The following is a 17,940-nucleotide window of genomic DNA, read 5'->3' on the forward strand; positions in this document are numbered from 1 at the left end:
GCTTATTGCGCAAAGGTCTCAAAAAGTCTACCTTTGTGTATATTTAGATTAAACGGAAAAAACAGATAACGACAATTTGAAATATATGTCCATCCTGCAAAAATTGGAGAATAGTGCTGCAGCAGCAGTGAAAGCCCTTTACGGAACAGATCCTATGGAAGGGCAGATTCAATTACAAAAGACCAAGCGCGAATTCAAAGGACACCTGACTTTGGTGGTTTTCCCTTTTGTCAAGATGTCTCGAAAAAGTCCCGAAGCGACTGCCACGGAAATAGGAGAATGGTTGCTTGCAAACGAGTCGGCAGTATCTGCCATCGAAGTGGTAAAGGGCTTTCTCAATCTGACCATTGCTCCGAGGGTGTGGTTGGAGCTGCTGAACGAGATCCGAGCGGACATCAACTTCGGTCATAAGGTCGCTACAGAGGATAGCCCGCTGGTAATGGTGGAGTATTCATCTCCGAATACCAATAAGCCGTTACACCTTGGACACGTACGTAACAACCTATTGGGTTATAGTCTTTCCGAGATCATGAAAGCCAATGGCTATCGTGTGGTCAAGACTAATATCGTAAATGACCGAGGCATTCATATCTGTAAGTCCATGCTCGCTTGGCAAAAGTGGGGAGATGGTGTAACGCCGGAGAAGGCCGGTAAGAAAGGCGATCATCTGATCGGAGACTTCTATGTCCTTTTCGATAAGCACTACAAAGCCGAACTCAATTCCCTTATGGCTGAAGGTAAGAGCAAAGAAGAAGCCGAAGCCGCAAGCACCCTCATGGCTGAAGCTCGTGAGATGCTACGATTGTGGGAGGCAGGAGACGAAAAGGTCGTCGATCTCTGGCGTACTATGAATCAGTGGGTATACGACGGATTCGAAGCCACATACAAGATGATGGGTGTAGACTTCGACAAGATATACTATGAATCCGAGACCTATCTCGTCGGTAAGGAAGAAGTGCTGAGGGGTTTGGAGGAAGGCTTGTTTGTCAAACATTCCGATGGTTCTGTATGGGCGGATCTGACAAAGGATGGCTTGGATGAAAAATTGCTTTTGCGTGCCGATGGCACATCGGTGTACATGACGCAGGATATAGGTACGGCCAAGATGCGTTTCAATGACTATCCCATCAACCGTATGATCTATGTTGTCGGCAATGAGCAGAACTATCACTTCCAAGTCCTGTCCATCCTGTTGGATCGTCTTGGATTTGAGTTTGGCAAAGGGCTGGTACACTTCAGCTACGGTATGGTGGAGTTACCCGAAGGGAAGATGAAAAGTCGCGAAGGTACAGTCGTTGATGCAGATGATCTGATGGATGAAATGATCAGAACGGCTGCCGAGATAGCCGCCGAAGCCGGCAAGGCGGCAGAAAAGGATGAAGAGGAATCCCGTGAGGTTGCACGCATCGTAGGCTTGGGGTCTCTCAAGTATTTCATCCTGAAAGTAGATCCGCGTAAGAACATGACTTTCAACCCGAAAGAATCCATTGATTTCAATGGTAATACGGGTTCTTTTGTCCAGTACACTTATGCACGTATTCGTTCGCTGATGCGGCGTGCAGAGGCTGCGGGCTATGACATTCCATCTCAGCTGCCTACGGATCTTCCGCTGAGCGAGAAGGAGGAGGCTCTGATTCAAAAAGTGAGCGAATATGCTGAGGTTGTCAGTGAAGCCGGTCGCTCTTATAGCCCCGCTCTTATAGCAAACTATATATACGATTTGGTGAAGGAGTACAACCAGTTCTATCATGATTTTTCGGTGCTCAAGGAGGAAGATGAGCGTATCCGTGCATTCCGTCTCGCTCTTTCCGAGGTCGTAGCTCTTACGATGCGGAAAGGTTTCGCTCTCCTCGGCATCGAAATGCCCGAAAGGATGTAAGCAGATGGATGTAGCAGCATTGGTGTCGGGAGGAGTGGACAGCTCCGTAGTCGTTCATCGTCTTTGCGAGGAAGGATATAAGCCCGCTATCTTCTACATCCGGATAGGAATGGAAGATGAGGATGGTTATATAGATTGTCCGGCAGAAGAGGATATAGAACTGACGACACTGATTGCACGTCGCTATGGATGCCCTTTCGAGGTAGTCGATCTCCACAAAGAGTATTGGGAGCGTGTGGTCAGCTATACGGTGGAAACTGTTCGCCGGGGATTGACGCCCAATCCCGATATGATGTGCAACAAGCTGATCAAATTCGGTTGTTTCGAAGAGCGTTGGGGCTACCAATTCGATCGAATCGCCACAGGACATTATGCCACAACCGATCTCCTGAATGGAAAGACTTATCTGTCTACAGCTAAAGATCCTGTCAAAGACCAAACGGATTTTTTGGCGCAGATTAACTTCGCTCAAATATCCAAACTCATGTTCCCCATTGGCCATCTATTGAAGTCCGAAGTGCGTGCTATCGCCAATGCTGCCGGACTGCCGAGTGCCAAAAGAAAAGACAGTCAGGGTATTTGCTTTCTTGGAAAGATAGACTACAATGACTTCATAGAACGTTATTTGGGAAAGAAGGAAGGCCGGATAATCGAACTGGAAACAGGGAAAGTAATAGGCCGACATCAGGGTTACTGGTTTCATACGATAGGGCAACGCAAAGGGTTGGGACTCAGTGGAGGGCCTTGGTTCGTAGTCAAGAAGGATATCAAACGTAATATCATCCTCGTTAGCAGAGGGTACGACCCTGATACCCAATACGGCAAGACGATAGAGATGGAGACTTTCGACTTCATCACTGAGGATGCTTATGAAGCAGGGTATTGGAATCGGGAGGATGCTACACCCGTGACATTCAAGATTCGGCACACACCCGAATTCACGCGCGGATTGCTTTATAAGGGCGAAAAAGGTTATCGCCTTGAGAGCGAAGAGCGAATCCAGGGTATTGCCCCCGGGCAATATTGTGTGATCTACGATGAAGATCACCATCTCTGCTACGGAAGCGGTATGATCACGAAAGGGAGATAGCTCCTCTCTTATATTATATTTTGGATAGCATAACCAATAGAAGCATGAAAATTATCAGTTATAATGTCAATGGCCTTCGGGCTGCGATGAAGAAAGATCTGATCGGTTGGCTTCGAGAAGAGAATCCTGATGTGCTGTGCCTGCAGGAAACTAAGATGCAGAATGACCAATTCGAAAAAGAAGAATTTGAAGCACTGGGCTACCGCTCGTATCTTTTTTCGGCTCAAAAGAAAGGATATAGCGGTGTGGCTATCATCACAAAGCATCAACCTGATCATATAGAATACGGCATGGGTATGGAAGAATACGATGCGGAAGGTCGTTTTATCCGTGCCGATTTCGGCGATCTTTCTATCGTAAGCGTTTATCATCCATCCGGGACGAGTGGCGATGAGCGTCAGGCCTTCAAGATGGTTTGGCTGGAGCACTTCCAATCTTATGTCAATGAACTCCGCAAGAGTCGCCCTAACTTGATCCTGTGCGGTGACTACAATATCTGCCACGAACCTATCGACATTCATGATCCCATCCGCAACGCCAAAAACAGTGGTTTCCTTCCGGAAGAACGTGAGTGGATGAGCCGTTTCTTAGCGGACGGATATGTCGATACTTTTCGTCATACCCATCCGGAGTTAGTCCTATACTCTTGGTGGAGCTATCGCTTCCAAGCACGCAGTCGCAATAAGGGCTGGCGCATAGATTACTGTATGGTGACAAACAATCTGGCCGACCGAATAAAAGGTGCCTACATATTGAATGAAGCCGTTCACTCGGATCACTGTCCGATAGTCCTGGAAATAGCTGAATAATCACATCGGAAGCAGTCCGGCTTCTACCCGTATCTCAGATATTATTTTCCCTAATACAAAACGATCCTTCCCATGAATATACAGCAGCTCGAATACATAGCCGCATTGGATAAGTTCCGACACTTTGCCAAAGCTGCAGATTACTGCAATGTGTCACAGCCTACGCTTAGTACCATGATTCTCAAATTGGAGGAAGAACTTGGAGCTAAGCTTTTCGACAGGAGCCGACAGCCAATAGAGCCGACATCGATAGGCGCGCTTGTCGTTTCGCAAGCCAAGCAAATACTATACGATCTTAACAGTATCACACGGATAATCGAGGAAGAGCAGCAATCGCTCACCGGCAGGCTGAATATAGCCGTTTTGCCAACCATCGCACCCTATCTCCTGCCTCGTGTCTTCCCAATCTGGAAAAAAGAGCTGGCAGGGTTGGAAATACATGTCAGTGAAATGCAGACATCCCGCTGTCTGGCATCCCTTCTGTCCGGAGAAATAGATATGGCTATCATAGCTTCCAAAGCCGAGACCGAAGGTCTTGAAGACGACTTGCTCTATTATGAGGAGTTTCTGGGGTATGTATCGCGCTGTGAGCCGCTATTCGAACAAGATGTAATTCGCACTACCGAGGTCAACCCACATCGTCTCTGGCTGTTGGACGAAGGTCATTGCTTCAGAGATCAGCTCGTTCGTTTTTGTCAGATGAAAGGATTGCATGAACGTCAGACGGCATATTCCGGCGGTAGCATGGAAGCATTCATGCGACTAGTGGAGAGCGGTCAGGGAATTACATTTATCCCACAACTGACCGTAGAGCAATTATCACCTTCGCAGAAAGAGCTGGTGCGTCCGTTCGGTATGCCTCGTCCGGTAAGGGAAGTACGTTTGGCCGTGCGTCAGGATTATTCTCGCCGGAAACTTCGTGAACAGTTGATTGGCTTGTTGCGTTCGGCCGTCCCATCGGATATGCACAAGTTGCAGACAGGGCAGCATTTGGCTTGAACGAATCATATTTCCTATTTTTGTTTCGTTCACTTGGTTAGAAATTGCTCATGTCTCTGAATAAAATCATCTTGATAGGCCGTACGGGCAAGGATCCCGAGATTCGGTATTTCGATAGCAATTCGGCTGTCGCAAACTTTTCGCTGGCTACTTCCGAGCGAGGCTACAAGCTGGCCAATGGCACTGAAGTGCCGGAGCGAACGGAATGGCATAATGTGGTTGCCTATCGCGAGTTGGCCATTTTTGCCGAGAAGTGGATCAAGAAAGGGAGTCTCCTATATGTCGAAGGAAAAATCCGCTACCGCACGTATGTAGACAATACAGGGGTTCGTCGGCAAGTGACGGAAATCCTTGCCGAGAAAATCAACTTTTTTGAAAGCGGTTCCTCCAATCGAGACGAAAGCAGAACTTCACAGACATCTTCATCGACTCAAGATACGATGCCCCTCGCGTCTTCTTCATCCGTCCGTGATACGGCAAAAGAAGAAAGCTCGGAACCTCCGTCCGACCTTCCGTTCTAACCCAAATCAGATTTATTTTGGACTTACACCTTATTACTGATTTTTTTGAAGGGATTCGGGTCAATCCTATCGGTGCAGCAGCCATAGTGGCTTTCATTATCGACCTGCTTCTTCTTTGCTGTTCGGCTTTTATGTCCTCCTGTGAGGTGGCTTATTTTTCACTAAAGCCGATCGATCTGCAGAACATCCGCGAACGGAATCACTCTTCCGATATTGCGCTTTCCAATTTATTAGACAATTCGAATCAGCTATTGGCTACTATTCTGATCGGGAATAATGTGATTAATGTAGCCATCGTTATCCTTTCCAATTATGCCATCGAGCAGACGTTCGTTTTCTCTTCTCCGATCATTGGATTCCTGATCCAGACCATACTCCTGACCACTGTTCTTTTGCTGTTCGGAGAGATTCTGCCGAAAGTGTATGCACGGAAGAATCCGCTGCAATACTCGCGCTTTTCTGCTGCAGCTATGTCCGTTATCTATAAGATATTGTCACCGTTTTCAAAATTGCTGGTCAAAAGTACCGGCATCGTTACCAGAGGTATCAGCAAGAAGAAATACGATATGTCCGTGGATGAGCTCTCGAAAGCAGTAGCCCTCACCACTACGGAGGGAGAGCCGGAGGAGAAAGAAATGATTAACGAAATCATCAAATTCTATAATAAGACAGCCTGCGAAATCATGGTTCCGCGTATCGATATTGTGGATGTGGATCTGAGCTGGCCATTTCGTAAGATGCTTGACTTCGTTGTTTCGTCGGGTTATTCCAGACTTCCCGTTTCAGAGGGGTCAGAAGACAATATCAAAGGGGTGATTTACATCAAAGATCTAATCCCACACATGGATAAAGGCGATGAATTCGACTGGCATCCTCTGATTCGTAAAGCATATTTTGTCCCCGAAAACAAGCGCATAGATGATTTGCTCGAGGAGTTCAGAGCCAATAAGGTGCATGTCTCCATCGTTGTGGATGAGTTCGGTGGCACTTGCGGACTGATCACGATGGAGGACATATTGGAAGAGATCGTCGGCGAGATTACGGACGAGTACGATGAGGAAGAACTCCCCTTTAAGGTTTTGGGGGATGGCAGTTATCTTTTCGAAGGAAAAACGTCTCTCTCCGATGTCCGACACTATCTTGATCTTCCGGAAAATGCTTTCGGTGAATTGGGGGACGAGGTAGATACGCTTAGTGGACTCTTCTTGGAAATCAAGCAGGAACTCCCCCATGTGGGCGATACAGCAGTGTACGAGCCATTCCGCTTTCAAGTGACCCAAATGGACAAGCGCCGAATCATCGAAATCAAGATTTTCCCTTTCGAGCGCACTTGGGAGGTCGAATAGTCACCTCTTCGCCTCAGTCGAGCAGCCATTCCGTAATGCAGTTGATCCCCATTGAAATCCCCGGAATACTTGTCGGTCGCTTTGAAAAAGGCTCCGACAACAAACGTGAGGATGAAAGGCAAAGGATCTCTCTCCTCCTTCGACGGGTTTTCCCTCACGATACTCCGCAAATCGGACATCTGCCAAGTGGTAAACCGATACTTGATTCGGCGCACAATATCAGTATCAGCCATACGGGTTCTTATGGAGCTATCTATGTAACACCGTCAAGCCTGATACCGGGCATCGACATCGAGATGCTATCGGATCGTGCTCTGCGAGTAGCCCCACGGTTCATGAATGAGCAAGAGTACGAATGGCTAATGTCTGCCGATGAGGCGAGACGACGATTGCTTGCGACCATCATATGGAGTGCCAAAGAGACTGCATACAAAATTTTCAATCCCTCCGATGCATCCCTCAAACGCTTTGATGCAGCACTTCCCTTCGAGCTGCCGAGCGAAAACACGCTGTTTTCTTTCGAACTGATCTATTCGGATTCGTGTACCGGCGACATTCTCATTCCTGTTCAGGCTCTTTGCACCGGCGAATTTATCCTCACCTGTGCATGCCATTGCAGCCATAGCCGCTAATTCCCGAAGTCGGATTTAGATCCTGTCGTGTACTGAAAAAGTTGACAGTTGGGGTGTGCGACAAACCAAGAAAAAAATTTCAAAACATCTCAGCAATTCGGAGCGCCTTCGTATCCTCGAAGAATACCTCACCTCCGCTGCCAAGTAGTTCAGCGTCAGCGTTTTTTATCGCGCCAAGAAGGTGGCGAAATTTCCGCATATGCGGAAATAAATTTTCGTATATACTCCGATAAATTTTCTTATATACGGAAATATATTTCTTTATATACACAAATATCTCTCTTTATATACACAACAAAAAGAGGCTCGGAATATTGCTCCGGAACTCTACAACTACAGAAGAATGAATCCCGAGCAAAGGGCTAAATCTGCTTGTGTAAACCTAAGGGGAAATACCAATCGACAGTTGTAACCCCAGCATAGGACTAACCGGTATGTGTGTAAACTTATATGAATCCCGCTCACCCCAACTGTCAACTTTTTTCGGTACACAACGGTGGAGACTGACAGCTGGGGTCCTTTTTTATTCATTGTAAGGGCTGTTTATCGCTTTTGAAATGCCCTCAAGGTTAGTGTTTATCGGCCTTGTAGGTATATTACAGCCTGCAATTTGACCTATAGATCTGATTGCATGATTTTGGCGATAGCCTCTTCGATGTTCTCCATCGGCAGATTGCCCATCGTTTGCGTCGGTATTCCTTTTACCGGTACGAAAAGAACCATCGGAATACTTCTGACACCGAAAATCCCTGCCAACTCTTTTTCTTTGTCCACATCGACTTTGTAGACGGTGAGTTTACCGGCATATTTCTTGGCCACCTCTTCCAATTTGGGCGAAAGGCTGCGGCACGGGCCACACCAGTCGGCATAGAAGTCGATAATAGCAGGCTTATCACCTTTATAGACCCATTCTTGGGGATTGGCTGTGTAATCATATATGTGTTCGCGCATGTATTCAGCCGTGATATGGATGATTTTGCCATCTTTCTCTCCCTTGCTTTCGGCAGAGACGGTTTCTTCTTGACGAGTGTCATTCTTGGAAGTACAGGATGCAGTCATTGTCCCCACTGAGAGGAGGAACAGAGAAGCCAAGAGAATGGCTTTCGAGCAAATGTTCTTTTTCATCTTGTTTCGTTTGAGTTTGTTCTTGTTCTACTTGCTTATAAAAACGGAAAAGCGGCCAAAAAGTTCATTCCCTTTCCGGTCGCTTTCTCAAAAAATACTGCTGTCGGCTACTGCCGACGCCATATCAGTCTGTGTTTTTAGAGCCGTTTGATAAATGCCCGACGCGTTTTGTGGTGTTTACGTTCGAAGTAGTTCCACTGCATTTGCACGGCCATATTGGTTTCCAATTCGGGATTGCTCTCTGCATACTCCACTCCGTTCTTTTGGAAGATCGGGATCATATTATCGAAGATGAGGGCGTTCACACCTTTGTTTTGATACTCCGGCAATACGCCGATCAGGTAGAGATCGACCACACGAGGTCTACCTTTGAGAGCTTTGAGCAGATGGACGAATCCGAAGGGCCAGAGACTTCCTTTCGCTTTCTTGAGTGCTCGGCTGAGATTGGGCATGGTGATGGAGAAGGCGATCACTTCGTCGTCTTCCTCGCGGACGATCACCGTAACGAAGTCAAGCCGCACCATCGGGATATAGATATTGACATAGTAGTCTATTTGAGCTTCGGACAACTCGGAGAAGCCGTAGAGCTGGCTATAAGCCTTATTGAGGGTGCGGAATATACGATGGGCATAGGGCATGACCTCTTTGCGTGTTCGGAATTTGAGAGTCTTGAGTCCGTACTTTTGGCGTACGATCTCGGAAATGCGACGGTGCTTTTCCGGAATTTCAGTAGGTACGAAGATCTTATACTCCTTCCAGTCCTGATCTTTGATGAATCCCAGACGTTCAAGCTGTTTGGGGTAATAAGCGTAGTTGTAAATGGTAGCCATCGTACCCAGCTGGTCGAAGCCTTCGATAAGCATCCCTTCGTGGTCCATATCGGTGAAACCCATTGGCCCTTGCAGCATATCCATCCCCTTGGAGCGTGCCCATTCGGATACGGCATGGAAAAGGGCATCTACGACTTCATTGTCGTTGATGAAATCGACGAACCCGAAGCGAGCGTTGTTCTGATTCCAAGTTTCATTGGCACGGTGATTGATCATACCGGCGATGCGTCCCACGATCCGCCCTTCACGATAAGCCAAGAAATAGATGGCTTCGCAGAACTCAAAAGCCGGATTGCGGTCTTTGTCCAAGGTCATCATCTCATCATCGATCAGCCCCGGCACATGGTAGGGATTATTTCTATAGAGATCTATATTGAACTGAACGAATTTCTTCAGCTCGGCTTTGTCCAATACTTCTCTTATTTCTACAGCCATAAAACTCGTATTTAGTTTACCTAAGTAGTCAAAGGTTACACCGGATTTTGTACCTTTCACGCACAAATATAACTGAAATAGTTAATCATTATGGATAAAATCCGCATCTACTGTGACAATCTCGATCGCTACGAAGAGTTTCCACATGGCATATCTTTAGAGCGAGTGGCAGAGTACTTTCAAGACGATTTGGGCTTTCGTCCTTTCAATGCACAAGTCAATCATTGTACACGAGACCTTGGTTTCAGATTATATGAGCCTTCCGATGTCCTGTTCGCTTCTTTTTCGGACGAATCGGGTATGCGAACTTACGTCCGAACGCTCAGCTTCATATTAAGCAAGGCTGTTGCAGACATATTACCCGGGAGCAAACTTTTCATCGAACATTCATTGTCCAACGGTTACTATTGTCAGATCAAGAATGCTCATATGATCACACCCGGAGAGATCGTGCGGATCAAGGAGCGAATGGAGTCGCTTATAGTCGCAGACATACCTTTCCGAGCACATTGTGAGCGCACCGAAGAGGTGGCGGCCATGTTCCGCTCGATGGGCTATGAGGACAAAGCCGATTTGCTGGAGACGAGAGGCATGCCATATTCTCGCTATTATGATTTGGATGGCTACCCCGATTATTATTATGGTAGCCTTGCCCCATCGACCGGCTATATCGGACTGTTCGGCTTGGAGCCTTATTTGGATGGAGTCCTTCTGCGTATTCCGAGACGAGATAAGCCCGAGGAACTGGCACCATTCGTGCCTCAACCGATGATGAGACAAGTCTTTGCCGATCATGATCGACTTTTGGATATTCTGCAAGTGACTCACGTAGGCAGCCTGAATAAAGCTGTCGATCGAAACGACATCTCCACGATGGTACAGGTGTCGGAGGCTATGCAGGAGAAACAGATTGCCGCCATAGCCGATGATATAGCACATAAATACAAAGAAGGAGTAAGGGTGGTACTAATCTCGGGGCCTTCCTCTTCAGGTAAAACCACTTTCTGCAAAAGACTGCAAACGCAGCTCCTGACCAATTATATTCGCCCCTACGGACTTTCGCTCGATGACTATTTCATCAACCGCGAGGATTCGCCACGCGATGAATCCGGAGACTATGATTTCGAATCGCTCTACGCTTTGGATCTGCCCCTTTTCAATAAGGATCTGAAGCAGATGATCGCCGGTGAAGAAGTGAGCCTGCCCACCTATGACTTCACAACCGGGATGAGGGTGTACAAAGGAAATACCATACAGCTGAAAGACGGAGATATCCTGATCCTCGAAGGCATTCATGCGCTGAATCCGGAGCTGATACCCGGTGTGCCCGAATCAAGTACGTATAAGATCTATGTGAGTGCTCTCACTGCAATAGGATTGGATGCTCACAATCGGATCCCCAGTACGGACAACCGACTGATCAGGCGATTGGTGCGTGACTATCGCTATCGCAATTACTCCGGTCTGGGGACATTGCGTCGTTGGCAGAGTGTCCGACGAGGAGAGGAAAAATGGGTATTCCCGTTCCAAGAGAATGCACACGTCATGTTCAATAGTGCCATGCTCTACGAGTTGGCTGTTTTGCGTGCTTACGCGGAGCCGATCTTACAGGTAATCCCTCGTAACGAACCGGAATATGCTGAAGCCCGTAGACTGCTACGCTTTTTGAGCAGTTTCCGCATGATACCGGCACGTTTGCTTCCGAACAACTCTCTGATGCGTGAGTTCCTCGGAGGAAGCACATTCCACTACTGATGCCGAATCAGTCCGTAATAGCAGGAACAAACCGAGACTTGGGTAACATTTGAAGACGCCGGCTGAGTCATATCTCGGCATATTTTCAGCAAAGGAAACGACGTAATCGGGCTATATAACCGACCTCAATTCTCAAGAATACGAACTAAGAGCGAAAGCCTTTTGGTTCGTATTTTTGTTTGTACCCCTGATCGAGTGTCCGAATCGGACTCGTCGGGAAGGAGCTTTTTTGCTACTTTTGCAGAGCGGCAGAAAACCCTCATGAATGTATGTCCATATATTTGGAGAAAGCTAATTTATATCCGAAAATACTTTACTAACGACTCAATGAAAACAGATATGTACTCCGTTACTCTATTACACGTTTGGCCGCAGGTCTATTGTGTCCTGCCCGTATCAGCATATATGGTCGCAACATGCGGACAAAGCGGATTTTATTCTATGAGGAGTAAAGCCGTATAGTCTTTCGATAGCTCACCTGATACATAAGGCACCCGTCGGATTCAAGAGAAAATCCGACGGGTGCCTCTGTTTTTATCCCCTCAAGAAAAAGCCTTTAGGAAGTTGTGATTTATATACAAATCATTTTCGATCTATATATTTATTGAAAATCATTTATATACAAAATGAAAACGATTTATATATAAATCAAAAATGATTAATATATAGATTGTTCATCGAACTAATAAAAAGAGCTTTTCGATCTGAAAAAGGCTGTCATGTTACGTACTTTACCTCGAATTTCGATCTCTCAGAAGTGCTTATTTGGAATCATTCCAAACACTTCTTCGTTGTTGAAAACTTTTTTGGCGCATATTTTTCGGTGAATATTCCGTTTTTTTCAGCTTCGAAAATGACCCATATCGAAAGATTTTGCTTTTACCTTATACTCATCAAAAAACGAAAGAGAACACAGGTTGCCGTTCTTCATTCATGCATAGCCATGACGGTCATTTTTTTACTTGTTCTGAGCATTTTTCCCTCTTGATTCTTGACCGGCCGATCGACGGAGTCGACTACTCTCTATTGATTAAGGAAGGGCTTTTTGTACTTTTGGCTGACAGAAACGATAAATAACTTCGAAACGATGACCAACTCCAACTCCTTATACGAGAGACTACAGACAGCGGACTCATTCTTCCTGATGGCCGGCCCCTGTGCCATAGAGAGCGAAGATATGGCACTGCGCATTGCAGAGCGAATAGTAGAGGTGACTTCCCGACTGGGCATTCCGTATATATTCAAGGGATCGTACCGCAAGGCCAACCGCTCGCGTATAGATTCCTTCACCGGCATAGGCGACGAAAAGGCACTTCGCATTCTGGGCAAGGTAGGCCGGGAGTTCGGTGTCCCGACGGTGACGGACATACATGAGACACACGAAGCGGCTATGGCTGCCGAGTACGTGGATGTACTCCAGATACCGGCTTTCCTCTGCCGGCAGACGGATCTGATCGTGGCGGCAGCCCACACCGGGCGAATCGTCAATGTGAAGAAAGGGCAGTTCCTCTCGGGCGAAGCCATGGCTTTCGTGGCACGAAAGTGCGTGGACAGCGGCAACAGCCAAGTGATTCTGACCGAGCGTGGCAATACCTTCGGCTACACGGATTTGGTGGTGGACTACCGGAATATTCCGGCAATGCGTTCGCTGGGCTTTCCCGTAGTAATGGACGTGACTCATTCCCTCCAGCAACCCAATCAGGGTAGTGGCGTGACAGGGGGAAAACCCGAGCTGATAGAGACCATCGCGAAGGCTGCCATAGCCGTAGGTGCGGACGGGCTTTTCATCGAAACGCATCCCGATCCTGCTTCGGCCAAAAGCGATGGAGCCAACATGCTCCGACTGGATTTGCTCGAAGGGCTGCTCACGAAGCTGATGCGCATACAGGCAGCGATCAGGGATTGAGCCTGCAAGTAACCGTCTTATCGGCCGATTACACATATTGTAGGAAGGTCCTGTCAGGAACCGAAAGAAATATGATCGAGGAGGAAACGAGGCTGATTCGCTCCTCTTAGAAATCCCGACATTATGTCCCCAACCGGCGAACTCCCCCTTCCATAACAAGAGTCGCAGCATCCCTCTCTTGGCTGTACATAAATAACTTGTATCTTTGTGCAACTATAAAAAAGAATCAAATACTATTCCCCCTTTTATGGAATTAAAAAAGACTACACGTATCGAAAGCGATCTTATCGGAGAACGCGAGATACCCGGCCATATTCTATATGGCGTACAGACGCTGCGTGGTATAGAAAACTTCCCCATCAGCAATTTTCATCTGAACGATTACCCCCTGTTTATCAATGGCTTGGCCATGACGAAATGGGCGGCTGCAGTGGCCAATCATCGGCTCGGTCTCTTGACCGATGCCCAGAAAGACGGCATCGTGAAAGCCTGCAAGGAAATCCTCGAAGGCAAGCACCACGAGCATTTCCCCGTGGATATGATCCAAGGCGGTGCAGGAACGACCACGAATATGAACGCCAACGAGGTGATTTGCAACCGTGCCTTGCAGATCATGGGACACGAGGCAGGCGAATTTGCCCACCTCTCTCCTAATGATCACGTGAACTGCTCGCAGAGCACCAACGATGCTTATCCGACAGCTATCCACCTCGGCCTTTATGCCACATATCTGAAGTTCCGCCCCCATCTTCTGGATCTCATCGAGTCGCTGCGTGCCAAGAGCCGCGAATTTGCCCATGTACTCAAGATGGGACGTACTCAGCTCGAAGATGCTGTGCCTATGTCTCTGGGACAGACGTTCGGCGGATTTGCTTCCATCTTGCAGGATGAAATCAAAAATCTGGACTTTGCCGCCGAAGAGTTCCTGACCGTGAATATGGGTGCTACGGCTATCGGCACGGGTATCTGCGCCCAGCCGAACTATGCCGAATACTGCATAGAGGCTCTTCGTGAAGTCACCGGCTGGGACATTCGTCTCAGTGCCGATCTGGTAGGGGCTACGAGCGACACTTCCGTGATGGTAGGATATTCGTCTGCCTTGCGCCGTATCTGTGTGAAGGTGAACAAGATTTGCAACGACCTGCGTCTCCTTGCCAGTGGTCCTCGTTGCGGTTTGCACGAATTCAATCTGCCTGCCATGCAGCCGGGTTCGTCCATCATGCCGGGTAAGGTGAATCCTGTGATTCCGGAAGTAATGAATCAGATCTGCTATAAGGTGATGGGCAACGACCTGACCGTAACGATGGCAGGCGATGCAGCCCAAATGGAGCTGAACGCTATGGAGCCTGTGATGGCACAATGCTGCTTCGAAAGTTCGGATCTGCTCATGAACGGATTCGATACGCTGCGTACACTCTGTATCGATGGCATCACGGCCAACGAGGACGAATGCCGTGGGTATATCCGCAACAGCATCGGTATCGTTACGGCTCTGAATCCGATCATCGGCTATAAGAATTCGACCAAGATCGCCAAGGAAGCGATGGAAACGGGACGTGGCGTTTACGACCTCGTTTTGGAACACGACATCCTGTCGAAAGAGGATCTGGATACGATACTCTCACCGGAGAATATGATCAAGCCGGTCAAGCTCGACATCAAACCGCGTCGCTGACCCCTTTAGCGAAATATGAAACGGGGCTGTGCGAGGAGGAGAGACTCCTGTTCGCGCAGCCCTTTTCGTTTGACTTTATACCATGCGGAGGGATGGATGTGGGAATGAATGCTAACGACTATCTTTGCCTGACTAAGCATTAAAGAATGGAAAAGGTACATTATGCCGCCATAGACGTCGGCTCGAATGCTGTGCGCCTACTGATCAAATGTGTCAATAGCGAAGGAATGGAGGAGCCTCTCAGCAAGGTGCTGATCATGCGAGTTCCCATTCGTCTGGGCGAAGACTCTTTTACCAAAGGATACATAGGAGAGGAAAAGGCAGACAACATGGTACGGCTCATGCGGGCATACAATGAGATGATGCAGATATATCGGGTAAAGGACTATCGCGCCTGTGCCACCTCCGCCATGAGAGATGCATCGAATGCCGAAGCCGTGATCGCACAGATCCGAGAGAAAACAGGTATCCATATAGACATCATTGATGGAGATGAGGAGGCACGCCTCGTTTCGGACAATCATATCGAACAGATTATTTCCGACGGAGGCAATTATATCTATCTGGACGTCGGTGGAGGTAGTACCGAGCTTACACTTTTCTCCGATACCCATATCAAGCATTCGCAGTCGTTCGACATCGGTACGGTACGTCTGCTCAGCGAAAAGGTTCGCCCCTATGTTCGAGAAGCATTCCGCTCGGAACTCATGGCCATTACAAAAGAATATACCGACATCACGATTATCGGCACGGGAGGCAATATCAATCGCCTTGTCCGTCTGAGCGGATCGGACAGGGGGTCTTCTCGCTATAGCATCATGCCGGTAGAAGCACTGCACAAGACATACGACCTGCTCAAGCCCATTTCAACCGAAGAACGAATGGTACGCTTCCACCTCAAACCCGACCGCGCGGATGTAATCATCCCGGCAGCAGAGATTTTCCTTGAGGTGGCGGACATTACCGGAGCCAAAACCATCATTGCTCCTATCGTAGGATTGGCCGATGGTATCATCGAAGACCTCTATATACGCCATCAGTCTCGACCCTCATGAAACGACAGCAGAAACAACGGAGGAAAGCAGGGACGCTCTCTGCCACCGTAGGACAAGCCTATGCCAATCGGCTACTGATCCTCACAGAGGTGTTGGCTTTGCTTTACGTCATCATCACGGGGATCATCCTCCTTATTATGCGCCCCACCATGCCCGATGCCGACACACTGCTTCTCAATCGGGTGGAAATACTCGTAGGAACAGGCATATTCGCATTGCTCTATTATCGCTCTCCTTCTCGATTCACTTGGGCACTGCGCATCATCTTTCAGCTGATGCTGCTCAGCTATTGGTATCCGGAGACTTTTCTCTTCAATCAGCATTTCGACAATCTGGATCATATCTTCGCCCAGGCCGAACAGATCGTTTGCTTCAGTCAGCCGGCTATTTGGTTTAGCCGGTTATTCCCCCACTGGATAATAAGCGAAGTCCTCCACTTCGGCTACTTCATTTATTACGCGCTTATTGTCGGAGTCATTCTCTTCTACTATATCTCCAATTACAGGCAGGCCGAACGCGTTGCTTTCGTGCTGTTCGGTTCTTTTTATATCTACTATCTGATTTATACTCTCCTGCCGGTAGCCGGGCCACAATTCTACTTCCCCGCCATCGGTTGGGATAGCGTAGCGGCAGGGCGATTTCCACCCATCGGTCAGTACTTTGCCGCACACCCGGAGCTACAAGAGATGGAGGTGGCGCATCAGGGACTGTTCTATCGTCTGGTCAATATGTCACAGCAAATGGGGGAGCGTCCCACTGCGGCTTTTCCCAGTAGCCATGTCGGTATTACGACGGTGATCTTCGCTTTCTTTCACCGAAGTAGCCGGAAGTTATTCTGGTACCTCCTGCCCATCGGTATTTGCCTGACATTGGCGACTGTCTATATACAAGCACATTATTTCATCGATGTATTGGCCGGTCTGGTTTCGGGACTCTTATTCTATTACGGAGGAAACAAACTGTATTCGTGGCTGGATATCGTCATCAGTGGCCGGAGGAGCAAACTGCAAAGCATACCGGCCGGCCGGTGAACGAACGAAAAAACGAATATCTTTGCGGATATAGCTAAAGTGAAATATCTAAAAGACACTATTTCAATGGAAAAGCCTTATGTATTAGGAGTGGATGTAGGCGGTACCAACACCGTATTCGGAGTGGTGGACGCTCGTGGCAATTTGGTTATAAGTTCGTCCATCAAGACCGGAGCGCACAACGATCTGAACGATTATATCAAAGATCTGACTGCCGGCATCAATCAGTTGATCGAACAGGTAGGAGGGAAAGAGAAGATAAAGGGTATCGGTGTAGGTGCTCCCAATGGAAACTATTATACCGGATCGATCGAGTTTGCGCCCAATTTGCCTTGGAAACAGACCAAAATACCCTTCGCCCAAATGCTCACCGATTCATTAGGTATCCCCACGACACTGACCAATGATGCCAATGCTGCTGCCATCGGGGAGATGACCTATGGAGCAGCTCGTGGCATGAAGGACTTCATCGTTATCACGCTCGGTACGGGGGTCGGAAGCGGCATAGTAGTCAATGGCAGCTTGGTGTACGGACACGATGGATTTGCCGGTGAGCTGGGACACATGATCGTTCGCCGCAATGGTCGCATGTGCGGTTGTGGCAGACAGGGCTGTCTCGAGACTTACACCTCTGCTACAGGAGTAGCCCGTACAGCTCGTGAATATCTGGACATCCGTTCGGACAAGAGCTTGCTCCGGAACATTCAGCCCGATCTGATACGTGAGTTCGATATAAAGAAATGGCACAACACATTGGTTATTAGTGTGTTTTATTTTCCACACAGTGTTTTTCAGGCACTTATATTGCTTTCAGATGGCTTTTTATCTACATCTGAAACCCAATGACTTAGA

At 47.9% G+C, this 17,940-nt stretch carries 14 protein-coding genes and 1 pseudogene; 13 read left to right on the forward strand and 2 right to left on the reverse strand.

Features of this window, described 5'->3' with window-relative positions:
* Positions 1-85 precede the first annotated feature (85 nt).
* The 7 genes from argS (at position 86) to PGN_RS01765 (ending at position 7,276) form a co-directional block, all read left to right on the forward strand.
* Positions 86-1,879, forward strand: coding sequence for an arginine--tRNA ligase (gene argS / locus PGN_RS01735; RefSeq protein ID WP_012457453.1), 1,794 nt, complete (start codon positions 86-88; stop codon positions 1,877-1,879).
* Positions 1,880-1,883: 4 nt separating this feature from the next.
* Positions 1,884-2,969, forward strand: coding sequence for a tRNA 2-thiouridine(34) synthase MnmA (gene mnmA / locus PGN_RS01740; RefSeq protein WP_012457454.1), 1,086 nt, complete (start codon positions 1,884-1,886; stop codon positions 2,967-2,969).
* Between the two features lie 44 nt (positions 2,970-3,013).
* Complete coding sequence (locus tag PGN_RS01745; protein ID WP_012457455.1) at positions 3,014-3,778, forward strand: exodeoxyribonuclease III; 765 nt, start codon at positions 3,014-3,016, stop codon at positions 3,776-3,778.
* A gap of 72 nt (positions 3,779-3,850) precedes the next feature.
* Entirely contained in the window at positions 3,851-4,777 is a 927-nt protein-coding gene (locus PGN_RS01750) for a hydrogen peroxide-inducible genes activator (RefSeq protein WP_005874484.1), read from the forward strand.
* A gap of 50 nt (positions 4,778-4,827) precedes the next feature.
* Entirely contained in the window at positions 4,828-5,298 is a 471-nt protein-coding gene (locus PGN_RS01755) for a single-stranded DNA-binding protein (protein WP_004583915.1), read from the forward strand.
* A gap of 17 nt (positions 5,299-5,315) precedes the next feature.
* Entirely contained in the window at positions 5,316-6,644 is a 1,329-nt protein-coding gene (gene gldE, locus PGN_RS01760; protein WP_004583916.1) for a gliding motility-associated protein GldE, read from the forward strand.
* Positions 6,645-6,679: 35 nt separating this feature from the next.
* A complete protein-coding gene (locus PGN_RS01765; RefSeq protein ID WP_012457456.1) occupies positions 6,680-7,276 on the forward strand; it encodes a 4'-phosphopantetheinyl transferase family protein in 597 nt (198 codons plus the stop codon).
* A 615-nt stretch (positions 7,277-7,891) separates the two neighbouring features.
* Here the strand turns inward: PGN_RS01765 and PGN_RS01770 are convergent.
* Complete coding sequence (locus PGN_RS01770) at positions 7,892-8,401, reverse strand: thioredoxin family protein (protein WP_012457458.1); 510 nt, start codon at positions 8,399-8,401, stop codon at positions 7,892-7,894.
* Positions 8,402-8,538: 137 nt separating this feature from the next.
* Entirely contained in the window at positions 8,539-9,666 is a 1,128-nt protein-coding gene (locus PGN_RS01775) for a hypothetical protein (RefSeq protein ID WP_004583919.1), read from the reverse strand.
* A gap of 90 nt (positions 9,667-9,756) precedes the next feature.
* Between PGN_RS01775 and PGN_RS01780 the strand changes: the two genes are divergently transcribed.
* From PGN_RS01780 to PGN_RS01805, 6 genes and pseudogenes are all read left to right on the forward strand, one after another.
* Positions 9,757-11,421: a nucleoside kinase gene (locus PGN_RS01780; RefSeq protein WP_012457459.1), complete on the forward strand. Its 1,665-nt coding sequence runs from the start codon at positions 9,757-9,759 to the stop codon at positions 11,419-11,421.
* Between the two features lie 1,087 nt (positions 11,422-12,508).
* A complete protein-coding gene (kdsA, locus tag PGN_RS01785) occupies positions 12,509-13,327 on the forward strand; it encodes a 3-deoxy-8-phosphooctulonate synthase (protein ID WP_012457460.1) in 819 nt (272 codons plus the stop codon).
* A gap of 247 nt (positions 13,328-13,574) precedes the next feature.
* Positions 13,575-15,002, forward strand: a complete 1,428-nt coding sequence (locus tag PGN_RS01790; RefSeq protein WP_004583923.1) for an aspartate ammonia-lyase — start codon at positions 13,575-13,577, stop codon at positions 15,000-15,002.
* Positions 15,003-15,148: 146 nt separating this feature from the next.
* Positions 15,149-16,057: an exopolyphosphatase gene (locus PGN_RS01795; protein WP_012457461.1), complete on the forward strand. Its 909-nt coding sequence runs from the start codon at positions 15,149-15,151 to the stop codon at positions 16,055-16,057.
* Complete coding sequence (locus PGN_RS01800; protein ID WP_052269033.1) at positions 16,054-17,088, forward strand: phosphatase PAP2 family protein; 1,035 nt, start codon at positions 16,054-16,056, stop codon at positions 17,086-17,088. The genes PGN_RS01795 and PGN_RS01800 overlap by 4 nt, the downstream gene beginning before the upstream one ends.
* A 66-nt stretch (positions 17,089-17,154) precedes the next feature.
* Positions 17,155-17,802: pseudogene (locus PGN_RS01805) on the forward strand (ROK family protein); the annotation flags it as partial.
* Positions 17,803-17,940: the final 138 nt, after the last annotated feature.

It is taken from the genome of Porphyromonas gingivalis ATCC 33277 (genome assembly GCF_000010505.1).
Lineage (GTDB): Bacteria > Bacteroidota > Bacteroidia > Bacteroidales > Porphyromonadaceae > Porphyromonas > Porphyromonas gingivalis.